A 17,496-nucleotide genomic window follows, 5' to 3' on the forward strand; every position below is an offset into this window, starting at 1 on the left:
TAGGGTTGCTCAATCACTCTGACCCGAAGGGGGCCTGAGATGGCGCAGCAGGCGGAGGTCACCGTCGAACTGGTTCTGCGAGCCGTCGAACAGGTTCCGAGGGGGTCGGTCGTGTCGTACGGCGACATCGCGGAACTCGTCGGCACCTCCGCGCGCAGGGTCGGCACCATCATGGCCACCCGCGGCGGCGAGGTGAGTTGGTGGCGGGTCACCAACCGCGACGGGGAACTCCCCGTCCACCTGCTGCCCCTGGCCCGCAAGCAGTGGGCGCGTGAGGGGATCAGCAGCGAGCCCGGCCGCTGCCGCATCGACCGGCACCGGGCGGACCTGATGCAGTTGGCCTGCGCCTACGCCGACGCGGCTGCCGAACTCATCGTCTGATCCCTTCGGGCGCCCCGTCCGAGGGCCGAGCGAGCGTGGGATGATGGGCGCATGCTGATTCCGCTGGACATCCAGCTCCTCGAGACCGCGGAGGCGACGCCGCTGTGGCCCCTCCTCCTGTTGGGCGCGGCGGCGGCTCTGGTCATCTTCTTCATCATCGTGGAGCTCGCCCGGATCCTGCGGCGCCGGCCCCCCGTCGCGGGTTCACGGGAGGATGCTGACGATGCGTCGCCCGACGATCGCTCATAGCTCAACACCCCGTGCGGCGTTTCCCATCGTTGTCGGGGAGAATGGTCTGAGGTCTGATCACTTCCGGCCTGGCAGGAGGGGCGATGTTCAACACTGAGACACCAGTTTCCGCGGGCATGACGCAGGCATCCGTGCGCACGGGCAACCTCGCGCTCGTGCTGGGCGAAGTGCTGGCGAACAGCGGTTCCGTCTCCCGCGCAGACATCGCCGGCCGGTTGGGGATGACACGCTCCACGGTGTCCAGGCTGGTCGACGACCTCATCATCGGCGAGCTTGTCGTGGAGGGCGAGGCCGTCGGTGGGTCGCGGGGCCGCCCGGCCGTCCCGCTCAAGATCCGCCCCGGCACAGTCTTCGCCCTCGGTCTCGAGGTCAACGTCGAGCGCATGGTCGCCACCCTCGTCGACCTGACCGGAGAGGTGCAGGCGGAGCGCTACATCGACATCGATGTCGAGTCGTTCAGCGTCGAGGAGGGCATGGCCCGGCTCTCCGACATCGCCAGGGAAACACTCAAGGACGTGCCCGAAGGAGCCCGGGTCTCCGGCGCGCTCCTCGCCATCCCAGGTCTGGTCGACAGGGAGGGCCAACGCGTTCTGCGCGCACCCAACCTCGCGTGGGAAGGGGTCGAGCCCGGCCTCCACTGGGACGTGGAGGTGGCCGGTGCCCGGCTGGGGCTCACCGTGCGCAACGACGTCGACTGTTCCGCGCTCACCGTGCTGCGGGAGAACCCGGGGTCGTCGTTCCTCTACGTCACCGGCGAGGTGGGCATCGGCGCGTCCATCTCGCTGGATGGTCAGTTGATGAGCGGTCGGCACGGCTGGGCCAGCGAGCTCGGCCACATCTGCGTCGATCCCGACGGCGAGCTCTGTGGTTGCGGCGCCCGCGGGTGCCTCGAGACGGTGGCCGGCGCCCATGCCGTGTCCAGCCTTGCCGGGCAGCCGGACATCGACGGCGTGGTTGCCGCGCTCGCGGAGGGCGACGCCGTTGCTCAGGCGGCCATCGACACGCTGGCGTCGGCGTTGGGCATCGCCATCGGCGCGGCTCTGAACCTGCTCGATCTCAGCACCGTGCGGTTGGGCGGGCACCTCGCGAGTGTCGGCGAGTGGCTCCGCGAGCCGCTCCAGCGCGAGCTCACCACGCGCGTGCTGTGGGCGCCGCACTCGGGTATCGAGCTGGAACTGGTCGATCACACGCCCCGCCGCGCCGCGATGGGCGCAGGTCTGGCCGCGCTCGGCCCCGTGGTCAGCGGCCCGGCTGCCTGGGTGGACCCGCTCCTCGAGCGCTAATCAAGCCGGCACGCGGCCGTCCCGCCGGGCAACCGGTAGCGGTTGCGAGCCACGATCGCGTACACCTTCTGCGCCACCCAGCGGATCCCGGGCAGACGCAGGACGCCCCCCACCAGCGGCCAGGGGAACCTCGACTCGCGGAACACGACGGCGACAGCGTCACTGCCCACGTGCGCGCTGCCGTCGATATCCACGACGTGAAGACTCTCCGCACACTTGTCCACAGTGAGGTTGTGGACAGCGAGGTCCACACGCTGAAAAGCGGTCACAGTCACCTGTGCGCGGAACCACGGCGTCTGCGTAGCGAGGGCTGATGTGGTACAGAAGCCACAGTCCTCGTCGTAGAGGACCAGCGGCCGGGTCAGCCGGGGGTCGTCCACGGAGTTATCCCCAGCCCGTGCCGACTCGTTCAGATGCTCATCCATGCTTGTCCTGCCCGTTTGAGTACGAACTCCCGTGAGTCTCCACTGTACGTGGCAACGAAGCTGTGGATAACCCCCGCGTCAGTTGTCCCGGGGGTTGACGTGGGGGTCTTCGCGCCTGTCACTGAGCGTGTCGTCGTCTGGTGTCGAGCCGTCGGACGCCGGATCGGCCTCGGCTTCACCGCGGGAGTTGTCCCCCGAGTTGTCCACAGGCTCTTCGCGGTCGTCGACGCGGCGCTGGCGCGCCCACCACCACAACCCCGCCCCGATGAGGATCATCGGCAGGGAGAGCCACTGACCCATGCTGAGACCCAGCCCGAGGATGCCCAGTTGCGCATCCGGCTCGCGCCAGAATTCGGCGATGAACCGGAAGACGCCGTAGCCGGCGAGGAAGGCGGCCGTGACCTGGCCGCGGAAGCGCGGCTTGCGGGCGTAGAACCACAGCAGGACGAAGAGGAGGATGCCTTCGAGGAGCATCTGGTAGAGCTGCGACGGGTGCCTGGGCACGTCTCCGCCCGTGGGGAAGATCATGGCCCACGGCAGCGATTCGGGGGCCGGCCTGCCCCAGAGTTCACCGTTGATGAAGTTGCCGAAACGCCCAGCCGCGAGGCCGATGGGCACGGACGGCGCGAGGAAGTCGCCCACCTGGAGGAAGGGCCGCTTCTTGCGCCACGCGTACCAGGCCAGACCGAGGACGACGCCGATCGCGCCGCCGTGGAAGCTCATGCCGCCGTCCCACACCCTGATGATCTCCAACGGGTTCTGCAGGTGGTAGCCGTTGGTGTAGAAGAGGGAGTAGCCCAGGCGGCCGCCCACGATGACGCCGATGATCGACGCGAGGAGAATGTCCTCGATGTCGGCCGACGACCACGGCTGGGGCTTCGTGATGGAGCGGTAGGGCTCGTGCGCCAGACGACGCCGCATCAGACCGTACGCCATGCCGAACGCGAGCAGGTACATGATCGCGTACCAGTGGATCTTGAGGCCGAAGAGGTTGAGGGCCACGGGATCGAAGTCCGGGAACGTCAGCACGAGGGGGTTCACGCGCCAAGCTTCCCATATCCGCCAAGGCGGGCCCGCCGCGCAGCCGACCCTCGCGATCGGTCCCCCGTGCGCGCGAAAGAAATGTCGGAGGCGAGCGGCAGAGTAGTTCACATGAACGAATTGGTGACCGACACCGGTATCTCAGACCTGCTGCTGATCTTCTCCGTCAAGTCGCATCTCATCGCGATGCGTCCCGAGCTCGATGGCCAGATCACCGTCGACGACGACCGGCCGAGGCTGTCGTTCGTCACGCCCAGGGGCGCCGTCGTCGTCGCCAAGAGCGAATGCACCCGCGGCGGGACGTGGACCGTCAGCGGGCCGGGCATCGGCGTGAAGTCGCCCCGCCCGTCACCGGCCGAGTTGTCCGCGGCAGCCCTCGTGTCCTACGAACGCGCCAAGAGCGGGGCACCGCGAGCGGCCTGATCGGGCCTCAGAGGGCCCCGACGGCCTTGAAGGTGCTGTCGAGCGCGGAGCGCACGGGCTGGGCCTGACGCATCGCGATGCCACCCAGCAGGAAGTCGATGATGCTCAGCTGAGCGATCCGGCTGGCCATCGCACCTAGGCGGAAGGCCGGCTCCTTGGAGCGGTACGTGAGCACGGTGTCGGCGAGCAGACCCAACGGAGACTGGTCGTCACTGGTGATCGCGACGACCTTCACGCCCCGAGAAGAAGCCATCCGGAGCGGCTCCACCACGTCTGCGGTGTGCCCGGTGTGCGAGATGCCCACCACGACGTCGCCGCGGCCACGCAGCGCCAGGGCGGTCACTGCCGCGTGCCTGTCTGCCTGCACCCAGGCGTTGTAGCCGAATCGCTGCAGCTTGTGGACCAGGTCAGCCGCGATCAGCCCGCTTCCCGCGACACCTACGACGTCGATCTTCTCAGCGCTGGAAAGGGTGCGGACTGCAGACTTGAGCGCGTTGAGGTCGAGCGCGGAGAGGGTCTCTTCGATCGAGTTGGCGTGGGCGTGGGCCACCTTGGCGGCGATGTCGGACAAGGAGTCGTCCTCACCCACGATGCCCGCGGTCATGGGCCGTCCGGTGCGGCCTGCCTCGGCGCCGGCAGCCATCGCCAGACCGACGCGGAGCTGGGGGTAACCGGCCAGGCCCACGCGCTTGGAGAAGCGGACAACTGTGGGTGCGGACACGCCGCAGCGCTCGGCGAGGGCGGAGATCGACTCCCGTGCCACGGCGGCCGGATTCGTCAGCACCGCCTCGGCGACTCGTCGTTCGGCGGGGCGCAGATTGGGCAACATTGTCTCAATCCGTGCCACCAGCCCAGAGGGGGAGTTCACGTCGGGGGAAGGCATGGCGCCATAGTAACGCTCAAGAACATATGTCAAGTACATACCGACCTCGGCGCGCCTGACAGGATTTACCGCCGGCTCACCACATTTCAACGCTCTGCAACGGCCCCCGCGGCCCCTGGGAGGCCTCCGTTGAGGCCAAGTACCTAGTCATCACCACCTGTCAGGCTGGCACTCGGATATGAAACTTCTTGTGACGACTCGCGGGCCCGCTGAGAAAGATGAGTCTCCTTACTTAGACGCTCCTGGTATGCCAAGCTGAAGTTCGTCAGGGCGAACATGCATCTTTGTTACCATCGCAGCATGTCCGTGTCGACGCTCTCGACGAGCAATCAGAACTACCTCAAGGCCATCTGGAGCTTGGGCGAATGGTCTGATGACCCCGTCACCACGTCCGCCGTGGCGGCTCGCGTCGGCGTGCGGATGTCCACCGCCTCCGACGCGGTGCGTCGGCTCGGCGAACTCGGCCTGGTCGAGCACACTCCCTACGGGTCGATGACCCTCACGGACGAGGGCCGCACGCATGCGGTGGCCATGGTCAGGCGACACCGTCTCATTGAGACGTTCCTCGTGGAAGTCCTCGCCTACCGCTGGGATCAGGTGCACGAGGAGGCAGACCACCTCGAGCACGCCGTCTCGGACTTCATGGTCGAACGCATCGCGGAGCACCTGGGCCACCCCGACCGCGACCCACACGGCGACCCCATTCCCAACGCCGACGGCAGCATCCTGCAGCTGGACGCCGTCACCCTCACCGACCTCGGCACCAACCACCCCGCCCGGGTGGAGCGGATCTCCGACGACGACCCCGCCCTGCTGCAGTTCTTCGCCGAGCACGGCATCGGGGTGGGCACCGTGCTGGAAGCCAGGCCCGGCCTCCCCTATTCGGGCGGCATCGAGATCATCGTCGGCAGCGCCGACGAGACGCTGACCCTGGGACGCGCCGCGACGGATTCCGTCTGGGTCATGCCGTAGGTCAACCGACCAGCCCGACCTGCAGCGCCAACAGGGCCACGTTGAGCGCGACGATCGCCCCCGCCACCAGCCAGCCGGCAGAGGTCAGGGCCGTCGTATTGCGGTAGGCGCCCATGAGTTCCCTGCGCGAGGTGAGCCACACCAGCGGCACCACGGCGAAGGGGATCCCGAAGGACAGCACCACCTGGCTCAGCACCAGCGCCGCCGTGGGGTCGACACCTGCCGCCAGCACCAGAACCGCCGGGATCATGGTCAGTAGCCGACGGGTGAGGAGGCTGAGCCTGGTGCGGAACAGGCCGCCGAGGATGTCGCTTCCGGCGTACGAGCCCACCGCCGTCGAGGCCAACCCAGAGGCCAGGAGCGCGATGGCGAACATGAAACCGGCAGTGGCCCCCAGCGCGTTCTGGATAGCGAGGTGCGCGCCTTCCAAGCTGTCGGTGCCGGGGACGCCCGGCAGCACGGTCGCGGCCACCAGGAGCATCACCAGATTGACCGAACCGGCGATGCTCAGCGCGATGGTGACGTCGAGGCGTGTGGCGCGGATCAGCCGGCGTGCGGGGATCTCGGTGTGGGCGAACCGGTCACGCGCCAGCGACGAGTGCGCGTAGATCGCGTGCGGCATGACGGTGGCGCCCATGATGCTGGCGGCCAGCAGGACCGACTGCGTACCGTCGAACCTCGGCACCAGCCCGCCGGCGACATCCGCAGGCTCGGGAGGCGCGATCACCAACCCGTAGCAGAAGCCGATCACGATGATGGCCATCAGAGAGATGATGCTGAACTCGAAGGCCTTTGCCCCGCGTTCCGACTGGACGAGGAGGAGCACCGTCGAGACCGCTCCGGTGATGATGGCTCCGGCCACCAGTGGGATGTCGAAGAGGATCCAGAGCGCCACTGCCCCACCGATGATCTCCGCGATGTCGGTGGCCACGGCGACGAACTGCGCCTGGGCGCCGTAGAGGAGCCTGCCGGTGCGGGTGCCCATCCGGTCGCCGAGCAGTTCGGCCATGCTGCTGCCTGTCGCGAGCCCGAGTTTGGCTGACATGTACTGCACCAGCCACGCCGCGACGTTGGCCACCACCAACACCCACACCAGCAGGTACCCGAAGTGGGCGCCGGCCGACATGTTGACCGCGACATTGCCGGGGTCGAGGTAGGCCACTCCCGCAACAAGGGCGGGTCCCAACAGCCAGGCCGGGCGGCCCGCGTTCAGCGAAACCGACCTTTCCTCGGTCTTCGGCACCTGTGACCCTGTCACCCCGACCTCCGCCATCCTCGGCACGTATGTTCGTTGCGCCGAAGTCTAGGTCAAGAGGAACCGAAACACCTTACGCGTGGCGGACGAATATGTGCGTCACGGGTCGGGGACAGGTGCGTAGCCAGTAGCGGCCACAAACTCCTCATACATTGTGGGTGCGACAGACTCGTCGTTGCGGCGGATGTCACGCGCCTCGGCTGGGTCTGCCGCAAGATCGAAGACCTGGACGAGCTCACTGCCCGGCCCACACGGTTGCCCCACCGGCTCACTGAACCCGCCGGAGCCGCTGCCATAGATCACCTTGGCTGACGCAGAGCGCAGCAGGAGCCGACCATCGTATGCCTGGGCACCCACCAAGTCCTGCTCGGTTCGGTCCCCCAAAGCGACACCGTCTGCTGGAGGAGTCGCGGCGACGCCCGCGCAGCGGCTGATCGTCGGCAACAGGTCCAGCAGGCTCACCAACGCGCGAGATTCCGCGCCGACGTCGAACCCGGGCCCGGTGATCACGAGCGGTACCCGGTGGCCGGCCTCGTACGCGTCGGCCTTCTGCCCTCGCCAGGCGCCGTTGGGGCGATGGATGACCACGTCGCCGTCTTCCGGGAAGATCATCGGCGCGCCGTTGTCGCTGGTCACGATCACCAGGGTCTGGGCCAGAACGTCGTCGGGGAGCACCCCCAGCAGCTCGCCGACCATCCAGTCGAAGAGATGGATGCTGTCGCCCCTGGCGCCGGCATCGGAGGTTCCGCGCACGAACCCAGGCGGCACACAGGGACGGTGTGGGGACGCCGCGGCGACATAGGCAAAGAATGGACGCTCGTCGGGCTCCTTCAGCCACTCCTGCGCGGCGCGGGTGACGGCCACGTCAACTTGGTCGTCCTCCCACCCCGGCACCATGAGCCCGGGGCGTTGCGAGGTGATCAGCGGCTGCTTCTCCAGCGTGGGGATGCCGACGGTACGGTTCTGGTCCAGGAAACAGTAGGGCGGCATGTCGAGCGACCCGGCAATGCCGAAATAGCGCTCGAATCCGTGCTCGAGTGGCCCGTTGTGGAACGCGACGGTGTAGTCGATGTCGCGGCCGTCGCCCTGCATATCCGGAGCGAAGCCAGGATCGAAGGCTGCTGGGCGTGAACCGTCCGTGCGCTGCCAGTCGAGACCGAGGTGCCACTTCCCGAAGGCTCCCGTGCGGTAGCCCTCAGCCTGCAACACCGATGCGATCGTCGGGACGTCGTCGGCGATGATGCACGGATCTGCTCCGCCCAGCACGCCCGCCTTCAGGGGGCTGCGCCAGGGGTGGCGCCCCGTCAGCAGGCCGTATCGGGACGGGGTGCACACCGACGATGCGGCGTGAGCGTCCCAATAGGACGTGCCGCGCGCCGCCAGCGCATCGATGTTCGGCGTGCGCACCCTCGTCGCCCCGAAGCAGCCGAGGTCGCCCCAGCCGAGGTCGTCGGCCAGGATGACGAGCACATGGGGGCGCGAGGTGCGGTTCATCGGCCGGCCAGCCCCACCGTCGCGATGCCCTTGACCAGGTGCTTCTGCAGGATGATCACCACGATCATGGTGGGCGCGATCGCGATGACGGATGCGGCCAGGATCAGGTTCCAGGCTGCGCCGCGTTCACCGAAGAAGGTCTGGAGCCCGAGGCTCACGTTGCCCAATCCCTCGATGTCGTTGACCACGATCAACGGCCACAGGAAGCTGTTCCAGTAGGTGATGAACGTCCACACGCCGAGCACGGCCATGGACGGGCGCGCCAGCGGCAGGATGATCCGCAGGAACGTCTGCCAGTGGCTGCAGCCGTCCACCCTGGAGGCCTCCACCAGTTCGTACGGCAGGCTCATGAAGAACTGGCGCAGCAAGAAGGTTCCGAACGCGCCGAAGGCCCAGGGCAGGATGAGGGCCTGCCAGGAGTTGATCCAGCCGAGTCGCTGCATGAGCAGGAACATGGGGATGACGAGGACTTCCTGCGGGATCATCAGCGTGGCCAGGTAACCCAGCAGGGTCACGTCGCGGCCTCGCCAGCGGAGGATGCCGAAGGAGTAGGCCGCCAGCGCGCTGGCGGCCAGCACGACGAGGGTGCCGCCCAGCGACTGGATGACACCGTTGAGGATGTACTTGCCGAACGGCGCGTAGTCGAACACCTCGGTGTAGTTCGCCCAGCGGATCTCCGAGCCGAACAGCGACGGCGGCTGGCTGAAGATCTCGCCTGCCGGCTTCAGGGAAGAGGTGATGGTGTAGATCACCGGGAAGATGAACACGACGGCGGCGACGAACAGCAGCGCCTCGTTGAGCACCGGTCCTGCGATGCGTCGGCGCCGGCGAACGGTGGGGATGGTTTCACTGGTCATAGCTGACCCACTTCTTCTGGCCGAGCCACTGCAGCGCGGTGACCACGAGGATGAGTGCGAACAGGATCATGGCTGGCGCAGCTGCGGCACCGAGCTGCCCACCCTGGAACGCCTTCTGGTAGACGTCCATCACGACGGTGACTGTTGCGTTGCCCGGCCCACCGGCCGTCATGACGTAGGGCTGGTTGAAGATCTGGAACGCCTGGATGATCGTGATCGTGGTGGCGAAGAAGATGGCCGGCGTCATGAGGGGCAGCTTCACCCGGAACAGCGTGGACCAGAAGCCGGCACCGTCGATCTTCGCTGCGTCGAGCACCGAATCCGGCAGTTGGTCGATGGCCGCGGAAAAGATGAGGGTGTTGTAGCCGAGGCCATTCCAGATCACGACCAACACCACGGCCATCAGCGCGGTGCTGTTGGTGGCCAGAAGATTCGGCATCTGGATGCCGACGGATTGGGCGAGGTAATCGATGATGCCCCCGGGCTGGTAGAGCATCTTCCAGATGATCGACGTGGCCACGCTGGGCGTCACGACGGGAAGGAAGAACAGCACTCGGTAGACGTGGCTGATCCGGCTCGTGGAGATCCAGAACGCCATCGCCAGCGTCAACACCAGGTTCAGGGGAACGACCACGATGGTGAAGACGATGGTGTTGATGAGGGCGGCCGGGAAAGCGTTGCCGCGGGCGAAGAGATTCCTGTAGTTGTCCCATCCCGCGAACGTGACATCGCCGAAAGTCGGCCAGTGGAAGAAGCTCGTGGCGATCGCGAGGATCGTCGGGACCAGCACGAAGAGCGTCAGGCCGATGGCGCTGGGGGTCAGGAACCCGAGGGCGGCACGTTTCTCGTGGGGCCTGGAGCGGGGGCCCCGGCTGTTGCCAACCGGGGCCTCCTCTTCCCTGACCGAACGGTCACGGACGGGGGATGAGACGGTCACGTCAGTTGCCCGCCGACGCCTGAACGTTGTCGAGGGTTGCCTCCGGGGTGGCGCTGCCGGTGTAGGCCAGGATGAACTCGCGGGCGATGGACTTGGTGACCGCGTCCCAGTTCGAGGTGGGCACGAACGGCACGGCGCCCTTGCTGCTTTCCTCGACGACCAGGCGGGCCTGCTCCGAGTATCCGGGGTTGTCACCGTCGACAGCGGCGGCCAGGCCCTCGTAGAAGAGGTCGGCCGGCGCAAGACGGCCAGGCATGGTGCCGGAGGTGGCGGTCTTCTCCTGGCCGTCAGCACCGGTGATGATCGCGATGGCCTGGGCCGCTTCCTTCTTGTTCTCGCAGGACTTGGCGATGCCGAACCCGGAGTTGGCGGAGAACGAGGACACGCCGCCATCCCCGATGGGGAGGGTGGTCACGCCGACCGGGAACGTGGCTTCCTTGGCGTCGGAGGCCAGGTTCCAGGTGCCGTCGACGGCCATCGCAGCGTTGCCGGCGACGAACTGCTGCTCGCCCCAGGGAACATCGGAGGAACTGGCCGGAACGAGCGCAACGCCCTGTTCTGTGGCGAGACCGGTGTACCAGGTGAACGCTTCGCGCATGGCGTCGGTGGTGAGTTCCAACGTGCCGCCATCGGAGACGGGGCGGGCACCGTTGTAAGCGAGCAGCTGCGAGAACATGTGGAGATCCGAGAAGCTCTGTCCGAAGGCCGGCTTGCCGGTCTTCTCCGTAATGGTCTTGGCGGCGGCCTCGAAGTCCTCGACCGTCCAGCCGGGCTCCGGCTCGTCGACGCCCGCGGCGGCGAAGAGATCCTTGTTGTAGTACAGCGCCATGGTGGAGATGCCGTAGGGCATGGCGTACTGCTTGCCGTCGAGCTGCAGGGCCTTGAGCGCGGCGGGGTTCCATTCTTCGGGGTCGAATCCTTCGGCTGCCATCAATTCATCAATGGGCTCCAGGGCCTCGGCGAAGGCGGGCAGCCGCAGGCTCTGCATGCTGACAATGCAGGGAGCGGAATTGCTGGCGAGCTGAGACTGGAGCTTGGTGAAGTAGTCGGCGAACGGCGGGCTGGTGAGCTTCACGGTGATGTTGGAATGCTCAGCGGTGACGTCCTCGGCGAGGCCCTGCCACATCTTGTTGCCGTCATCGCCCTGGTTCCAGAAGCCCCAGTCGAGCGTGACGGCTTGCCCTTCCTGGGACGACTCTTCTTCGTTTCCGGTGGGGCTGGCGTTCGAGCCGCATGCAGCCAACCCGAGGGCAGCCGCGAGAGTGACGGCACCGATGCCGACAAGGTTAAGCTTCATTGCTTCCTCCTAGATACAAGGTAGGTTTAATTTGCCTCCGAATTAAGTGGTTGTCAAGTGGGGTTGCCGAATTCCTGCCGGTACGCGACACAATGGCCGCAGGCACCTGAGGGGAGAAGGTCAATGGAGCCGTTCGGACGGGGTGGTCAAGCTTCACGGGGCCAACTGCTAGCCAGCTTGGCGAGCGAGCCCAACCAGAGCCGCAGTGATCTCGTGGCCCGGCTGGGTCTCGGCCCCGCAACAGTGAGCACGCAGGTGCGACGGCTGATCGACATGGGCATCCTGCGCGAGGGGGCGGCGCAGATCCTCGGGTCGGGTCGCCCCCGAGTGCCGCTCGAGGTGGTGCCAGACGCCGGCCGCGTCGTAGGAGTGGGGATCAACCCCGGCCAGGCGACCGTGGCAACCGTGGGTCTCGACGGCGCCGCACTCGAGGTGACCACCGTCGAGGTGTCGACCAACTCGCCGCGAGAGCTGAGCAGGGCACTGGGCCGACACGTGAGGCGTCTCGTCGAACAGGATGCTGCCGCCGACTGGTGGGGCTTGTCCGTGGCCATCTCCGGCGTCATCAGCGCCGACGCCACCCGCGTGGCCATCTCCGTGGTGCACGGTTGGCGAGACCTGGGCCTGGCCAGCATGCTGCAGGCCGACAGTGGCATGGACACGTTCCTCGTCAACGACATCGGCGCCCTGGCCTACCGCGAACTCTTCCGGACAGGGGCCGAGAACCCTGCAGACTTCATGCTCGTCTCGCTGGGCTACGGCGTCGGCATGGCCGTGGTCCGAGACCACCACATCCTCAGCGGCCAAAAGGGTGCGTCCACAGAGATCGGCCACGTCTCGGTGGACCCACTCGGGCCCCCCTGTCCGTGCGGGAACACCGGCTGCCTGCAGGTGCTGGTGGGCCTGGGAGACCTCATGAAGTCGATCAGCCGGAGCACCGGCCGGGAGGCCGCCTCCGCCCAGGACCTCGCCGAACTCGCCGCCGCGGCTCCGCGGGCAGGAGCGATCATGGACCGAGCGGGCTACTGGCTCGGGCGCGCCGTCGGCGGCGCCTGCACCATGACCGGGCTCAGCACGGTGCTCCTCACCGGCCAGTCGCTGCCGCTCTGGCCCGCCCTTCAGACCAGTTTCCAGGCTGGACTGGGTGAAACGAGCCCCACCATGGCCATTCCTCCCGCTCTGCAGGTGCGCGAATGGGACGCCTCGGCGGAGGCGATCGGCGCTGCCTCACTCATGATCGCGCGGCGCGTCAATCTCTGACTGGCATTTATTTCGGCTCCGATATAACCTGCTGCCAGCACCTTTCAAGGAGGACAAGCTGTGCAGCCTGCAAAGACGCCGGTAGCGATCGACGACCCCCCTCGGCCCGCCCTGCTCGCCGGGGTGGACATCGGGGGCACCAAGATCGCCGCCGTGCTGGTGTCGAGGTCGGGCGACGTCCTCGCCTCCCATACGGAGGCCGCTCCCACACGGGGCGGAGGCGCTGTGCTGCGGGCCGTTGCCGCCACGATCGAATCCCTGGAGCGTGAGGTCGGCAGCCCCATCGCTGCGCTCGGCCTTGGCGCCGCGGGCATCATCGATTCGGCCACGGGCACCGTCCTGGCCGCCTCGCAGCTCTTCACCGACTGGGTGGGTCGGCGCATCGGTGCCGAGCTCGAAGCGCTCATCCGACGCCCCGTCACCGTCGCGAACGATGTCAACGCATTCCTCGTCGGCGAGGTCCGCTGGGGCGCGCTGCGCGGGGCTGAGAACGCACTGGGCGTGATGCTGGGCACAGGCGTCGGAGGAGCGGTCATGCTGGCTGGTCACCTGTTCGAGGGCCCTCATGGCGGTGCAGGTGAAATCGGGCACACGCCTCGCCACTCGGACCAGCGCTGTACGTGCGGCGGGATCGGCCATCTCGAGACCGTTGCCTCGGGGCGGTCCATCGGCCTGCGCTACGCCGAGCGCACCGGCGGTTCACCCCTCACCGGGCAGGAGACCGCCCGACGGGCCGCTTCCGGTGACGAGGTCGCGCTCGCCGTCTTTCATGACGCGGGTCAGGCCTTGGCCAACGCCGTCCTCACCACGGGCACACTCTTCGACGTCGATCACGTCGTCATCGGCGGCGGGGTGGCCAAGGCATGGGAATTCTGGCGGCCCTCCTTCGAAGCGACGGTGGCGGAGAACCCGCCGGTCAGCGGGCGCCAACTCATTGTGCGGTTGGCGGCATTGACCAACCCCGCGATCGGCGCCGCAACCCTCGCGCTGGATACGGTTGACTCGGCAGGAGACATGGCATGAGAGAAGCATCGGAGATCCGGTCTGAGCCGCTCCCACCTGTCGCCCTCACGGGGATCTCACAACCCAGGGTGGGCGTCGGCGGCATCGCCATCGAGTCGAGCACGTTCAGCCGCCACGTTGCGACCCTGACTGATTTCGTGCAGCGACGCGGCGAGGAGTTGCTCGCGTACCACCCTTTCCTCCGAGAGCGTGAGCCCCTGCGGCAAGCGGCGCACTGGGTTCCGCTGCTGCACGGCCGCTCACTGCCCGGCGGCCCGGTGGCCCAGGAGGCGTACCTCGCGATGCGCGACGAACTCGTCGAGCGCATCCAGGCAGAGGGACCCTTCGACGGCTTCCTGCTCGACATCCACGGTGCCATGAGCGTCGTCGGGATGCTCGACGCCGAGGGCGACCTGGCCCGCGCGGTGCGGGCGGCGCTCGGCCGGGACACCCTGGTGTCGGCCAGCATGGATCTCCACGGCAACGTGTCTCCCGAGTTCCTGGCGCAGGTGGATCTGGTGACGTGCTACCGGATGGCACCTCACGAGGATGAGGAGAACACCCGCGAACGCGCCGCCCGCAACCTGCTCGCGCGGCTCCGCGCCGACGGTGGGAGCGACCCGGAGTCGCGCCGCCCCCTGAAGGCCTGGGTTCGGGTGCCCATACTGTTGCCGGGTGAGAAGACCAGCACCAGGGTGGAGCCAGCCAGGTCGCTCTACCGGTTGGTGCCGCAGGTGGAGGCACGCGACGGCGTGCTCGACGCTGCAATCTGGGTGGGCTACGCCTGGGCCGACGAACCCCGCTGCCATGGGGTGGTCGTCGTGACCGGCGACGCCGTGCCTGCCGTCCGCTACGGCGCTCGCCAATTGGCAGAGGCGTTCTGGGCAGTGCGCGACGAGTTCGAATTCGTCGGGCCCACCGGAACGTTCGCCGAGGCGATCGACATCGCGCTCTCCCCGGACGCGAAACATCCGCATGTGGTGTCGGATTCGGGCGACAACCCGACAGCGGGCGGGGCCGGAGACAGTTCCTGGTCCCTCACGCAGCTCATCGCGGATCCTCGGTTGACGGACGATACCCTCACAGTCATCCACGCCTCGATCAATGACGCCGCAGCAGTTGCGGCGGCGGCGGCGGCGGGCGTGGGTGCCCGCGTGCAACTACGCGTGGGGGGCAACGTCGACGAGGCGGCAACCCCGGCGCAGCTCGACGGCATCGTCCGGGCCGTCGTCGAAGGCGATCCGGTGGGCGGCACCCAGGTCGTCGTACAGCGGGGGGCGGTGCACGCGATCATCTCGGAGCGCCGCAAGCCGTTCCATCACCTGGCCGACTTCACGCGCCTCGGGCTCGATCCGCGCGACGCCGACATCGTTGTGGTGAAGATCGGCTACCTGGAGCCTGAACTTCACGATCTCGCGGAGGGCTGGACCCTGGCCTTGACGCCGGGCGGCGTCGATCAGAACCTTGAACGGCTGGGGCATCACCGCTTGCTGCCGGGCACGTGGCCCTTCGCCACCAACGGGCTGCAGCCCATGTTCGAACCCCAACTCTCACGAGGAGCCTTCCCATGCTGAACTTCGACACGCGCATAGGGCCCCAGTTCGCCGTCGCCCCGGACTACCCGGATCTCAGCGTGCCGGAGTGGTACCGCGACGCGAAGCTCGGCATCTTCATCCACTGGGGCATCTACTCGGTGCCGGCGTGGGCGCAGCTCCACGGCGAACGCAACGTACAGCCCGAGGAGGCGTACGCTCTCCACGAGTACGCAGAGTGGTACGGCAACACCTGGCGCATTCCCGGCAGTCCCACCCAGCGCCACCACGTGGAGACCTATGGTCAGGGCACGTCGTACGAGGATCTGGTCGACCTGTGGCACCCAGAGCGCTTCGACGCCGGCCACATGGTGAGCCAGGTCCTCCGCTCGGGCGCGCGCTACATCATTCCCACCACCAAGCACCACGAGGGCCTGTGCCTGTGGGAAACCGAGACCACGCCATTCTCCACCGCCCGACGGGGGCCCCATCGTGACCTCATCGCCGAGTTGCACGACGCGGCCCGGGCGGCCGGCGTGCGTTTCGGCGTCTACTTCTCTGGGGCTCTGGACTGGCACGTGAGCGATCTTCCGCCCATCCAGTCAGACCGAGACCTGTTCGCCCTGAGGCGCAACGACGCCGAGTTCGCGCAGTACTCCGCGCGGCAGCTCCGGGAGTTGATCGAGCGGTTCAGCCCAGACGTGCTGTGGAACGACATCGATTGGCCAGACGGCGGCAAGGGCCACGAGCCCTACGGCTTGGCGCAGCTCTTCCAGGACTACCTGAGCGCCGTGCCCTCTGGCGTGGTCAACGATCGCTGGGGCATCCCCACCCACGGTTTCGTGACCCGGGAGTACACACATGTCAACGAGACTCTGCCCCAGGTGTGGGAAGCGTGCCGTGGCCTGGGGCAGTCCTTCGGCTACAACCGCGTTGAGGACGAACGCGCCTCCATGTCTGGCGCAGAACTCGTCGCCTATCTGGTCGATGTCGTGTCGAAGAACGGCAACCTCCTGATCAACGTGGGGCCCCGTGCCGACGGCACCATCCCCGAACTGCAACTGCGCGCGCTGGAGGAGCTGGGCGCGTGGCTGGCCGTCAACGGCGAGGCGATCTTCACGACGCGGCCGTGGCTGCGGTGTGGCGACGCTCAGGTGCGCTACACCCATGCCGACGGTGCCGTTTACTGCCATCTCCTCACGCCGGGCGAGGGCCGGCTGACCCTTCCGCCCGAGCTGTCTTCGGCCCGGATCGTGCACTGGTTGGGCGGTTCCGAAACAGTGGTCCACGACGGGATCGCCGTGGTCCCGGAAGCGCTGCGGACAAGCCCCGTGGCGGTGGCGCGAGTGGGATGAAAGCCCACAACACGCGCCGATTTGCATCCCTGCCGCGGGGCGGCCCTACTCTTCTCCCATGGTCGCGCTGCCGCCCTCAACAGAGCCATTGACCGGGCGGTTCGTCCGGCTTGAGCCGTTCACAGAATCCGACGCCGACGAGCTGGCCAGCCTCCTGCTCGACCCGGCCCTCTACACCAACGGATACGTCATGTATCCCACCCCGTCGACCCACGCTGAAGCGGTCGAACGCGTCTGGACCTGGTGGGCCAACCGCACCCGCGCCGGCAGCGCAGACCGCCTCAGCTACGCCGTCCGGCTGACCGGCGACGGCGGGCTGGGCACCCCCGGAACCCTCGTGGGCACCACCTCGCTTGGGCCGTTCGACACCGGCAACCAGGCGACCTTCCTCGGCTTCACCATCTACGGCCGTCGCTGGTGGGGCGCTCCGGTGAACCCGGAGGGCAAGTACCTCCTGCTGCGCCAGGCGTTCGAGGGCCTCGGCTACAGCCGCGTCCAGATCCAGACCGACGTGCGCAACGTCCGCAGCCAGGCCGCGATCGAGAAGCTGGGGGCGGTGCGCGAGGGCGTCCTGCGTCGGCACAAGATCCGCGCCGACGGCAGCTCCAGGGATTCCGTCTTCTACTCGATCATCACGGAGGACTGGCCGCGGGTGAAGGCGGGCCTCGAAGCCCGCCTCGGCGGGTGGACCCCTGTCCTGGACGCCCACGGCACCAGCCACCTCCCGGCCCTCCCTGCCGCCGCGGAGGACACCGACGAGGTGCGCAATGCGCTGGTCAACCTCACCGCCCAGCTCACCGTCCTCCAGCAGGCCCATGAATCTTTGGGCCTCCAATCCTGACGGCGTCCG

At 67.6% G+C, this 17,496-nt stretch carries 18 protein-coding genes; 10 read left to right on the forward strand and 8 right to left on the reverse strand.

Annotation, left to right across the window (positions count from 1 at the left end; all coding sequences use genetic code 11):
- Positions 1-39 precede the first annotated feature (39 nt).
- The 3 genes from H5393_RS11450 to H5393_RS11460 all read left to right on the forward strand — a co-directional run bounded on the left by H5393_RS11450 (position 40) and on the right by H5393_RS11460 (position 1,913).
- Positions 40-381, forward strand: a complete 342-nt coding sequence (locus H5393_RS11450) for an MGMT family protein (RefSeq protein ID WP_182763165.1) — start codon at positions 40-42, stop codon at positions 379-381.
- 51 nt (positions 382-432) lie between these two features.
- Positions 433-630: a hypothetical protein gene (locus H5393_RS11455; protein WP_182763164.1), complete on the forward strand. Its 198-nt coding sequence runs from the start codon at positions 433-435 to the stop codon at positions 628-630.
- A gap of 83 nt (positions 631-713) precedes the next feature.
- Positions 714-1,913 (forward strand): ROK family transcriptional regulator, encoded by a 1,200-nt coding sequence (locus H5393_RS11460; protein ID WP_182766761.1) that lies wholly within the window; start codon positions 714-716, stop codon positions 1,911-1,913.
- Here H5393_RS11460 and H5393_RS11465 read toward each other — a convergent pair.
- Positions 1,910-2,338 carry a thiol-disulfide oxidoreductase DCC family protein gene (locus H5393_RS11465; protein WP_182766762.1) on the reverse strand — a complete coding sequence of 143 codons (429 nt, stop codon included), beginning with the start codon at positions 2,336-2,338 and terminating at the stop codon, positions 1,910-1,912. The two genes, H5393_RS11460 and H5393_RS11465, sit on opposite strands and share 4 nt — an antisense overlap.
- Before the next feature lie 78 nt (positions 2,339-2,416).
- The gene (gene lgt, locus H5393_RS11470) at positions 2,417-3,379 is read right to left on the reverse strand and encodes a prolipoprotein diacylglyceryl transferase (RefSeq protein ID WP_209455153.1); all 963 of its coding nucleotides are present in this window, start codon (positions 3,377-3,379) and stop codon (positions 2,417-2,419) included.
- 111 nt (positions 3,380-3,490) lie between these two features.
- Here lgt and H5393_RS11475 point away from each other — a divergent pair, with 111 nt between their 5' ends.
- Positions 3,491-3,802: a hypothetical protein gene (locus H5393_RS11475; protein WP_182766763.1), complete on the forward strand. Its 312-nt coding sequence runs from the start codon at positions 3,491-3,493 to the stop codon at positions 3,800-3,802.
- A 7-nt stretch (positions 3,803-3,809) separates the two neighbouring features.
- On the opposite strand, the gene H5393_RS11480 is transcribed toward H5393_RS11475, so the two are convergent.
- Positions 3,810-4,724 (reverse strand): MurR/RpiR family transcriptional regulator, encoded by a 915-nt coding sequence (locus H5393_RS11480; protein ID WP_370585982.1) that lies wholly within the window; start codon positions 4,722-4,724, stop codon positions 3,810-3,812.
- A gap of 261 nt (positions 4,725-4,985) precedes the next feature.
- Here H5393_RS11480 and H5393_RS11485 point away from each other — a divergent pair, with 261 nt between their 5' ends.
- Positions 4,986-5,657, forward strand: coding sequence for a metal-dependent transcriptional regulator (locus H5393_RS11485; protein WP_182766765.1), 672 nt, complete (start codon positions 4,986-4,988; stop codon positions 5,655-5,657).
- A gap of 1 nt (position 5,658) precedes the next feature.
- Here the strand turns inward: H5393_RS11485 and H5393_RS11490 are convergent, their stop codons facing one another.
- From H5393_RS11490 to H5393_RS11510, 5 genes are all read right to left on the reverse strand, one after another.
- Complete coding sequence (locus H5393_RS11490) at positions 5,659-6,843, reverse strand: Nramp family divalent metal transporter (RefSeq protein WP_255436495.1); 1,185 nt, start codon at positions 6,841-6,843, stop codon at positions 5,659-5,661.
- Between the two features lie 168 nt (positions 6,844-7,011).
- The gene (locus tag H5393_RS11495; protein ID WP_182766767.1) at positions 7,012-8,406 is read right to left on the reverse strand and encodes a sulfatase-like hydrolase/transferase; all 1,395 of its coding nucleotides are present in this window, start codon (positions 8,404-8,406) and stop codon (positions 7,012-7,014) included.
- Positions 8,403-9,263: a carbohydrate ABC transporter permease gene (locus H5393_RS11500; protein ID WP_182763157.1), complete on the reverse strand. Its 861-nt coding sequence runs from the start codon at positions 9,261-9,263 to the stop codon at positions 8,403-8,405. The genes H5393_RS11495 and H5393_RS11500 overlap by 4 nt, the downstream gene beginning before the upstream one ends.
- Entirely contained in the window at positions 9,253-10,200 is a 948-nt protein-coding gene (locus tag H5393_RS11505) for a carbohydrate ABC transporter permease (protein ID WP_182763156.1), read from the reverse strand. The genes H5393_RS11500 and H5393_RS11505 overlap by 11 nt, the downstream gene beginning before the upstream one ends.
- 1 nt (position 10,201) lies before the next feature.
- Positions 10,202-11,497 (reverse strand): ABC transporter substrate-binding protein, encoded by a 1,296-nt coding sequence (locus H5393_RS11510; protein ID WP_182763155.1) that lies wholly within the window; start codon positions 11,495-11,497, stop codon positions 10,202-10,204.
- 123 nt (positions 11,498-11,620) lie between these two features.
- Here H5393_RS11510 and H5393_RS11515 point away from each other — a divergent pair, with 123 nt between their 5' ends.
- The 5 genes from H5393_RS11515 to H5393_RS11535 are packed head-to-tail and all read left to right on the forward strand — an operon-like array spanning position 11,621 to position 17,487.
- On the forward strand, positions 11,621-12,757 hold the full coding sequence (locus H5393_RS11515) for an ROK family transcriptional regulator (RefSeq protein ID WP_255433483.1): 1,137 nt from the start codon (positions 11,621-11,623) through the stop codon (positions 12,755-12,757).
- 60 nt (positions 12,758-12,817) lie between these two features.
- Entirely contained in the window at positions 12,818-13,780 is a 963-nt protein-coding gene (locus H5393_RS11520) for an ROK family protein (RefSeq protein WP_220488383.1), read from the forward strand.
- Entirely contained in the window at positions 13,777-15,333 is a 1,557-nt protein-coding gene (locus H5393_RS11525; RefSeq protein ID WP_182766768.1) for a M81 family metallopeptidase, read from the forward strand. Before H5393_RS11520 ends, H5393_RS11525 begins: the two co-directional genes overlap by 4 nt.
- Positions 15,327-16,646, forward strand: a complete 1,320-nt coding sequence (locus H5393_RS11530) for an alpha-L-fucosidase (protein WP_182763152.1) — start codon at positions 15,327-15,329, stop codon at positions 16,644-16,646. The genes H5393_RS11525 and H5393_RS11530 overlap by 7 nt, the downstream gene beginning before the upstream one ends.
- 58 nt (positions 16,647-16,704) lie before the next feature.
- A complete protein-coding gene (locus H5393_RS11535; RefSeq protein WP_182766769.1) occupies positions 16,705-17,487 on the forward strand; it encodes a GNAT family N-acetyltransferase in 783 nt (260 codons plus the stop codon).
- Positions 17,488-17,496: the final 9 nt, after the last annotated feature.

The organism is Tessaracoccus sp. MC1756 (assembly GCF_014164735.1).
In the GTDB taxonomy this organism is placed as follows: domain Bacteria; phylum Actinomycetota; class Actinomycetes; order Propionibacteriales; family Propionibacteriaceae; genus Arachnia.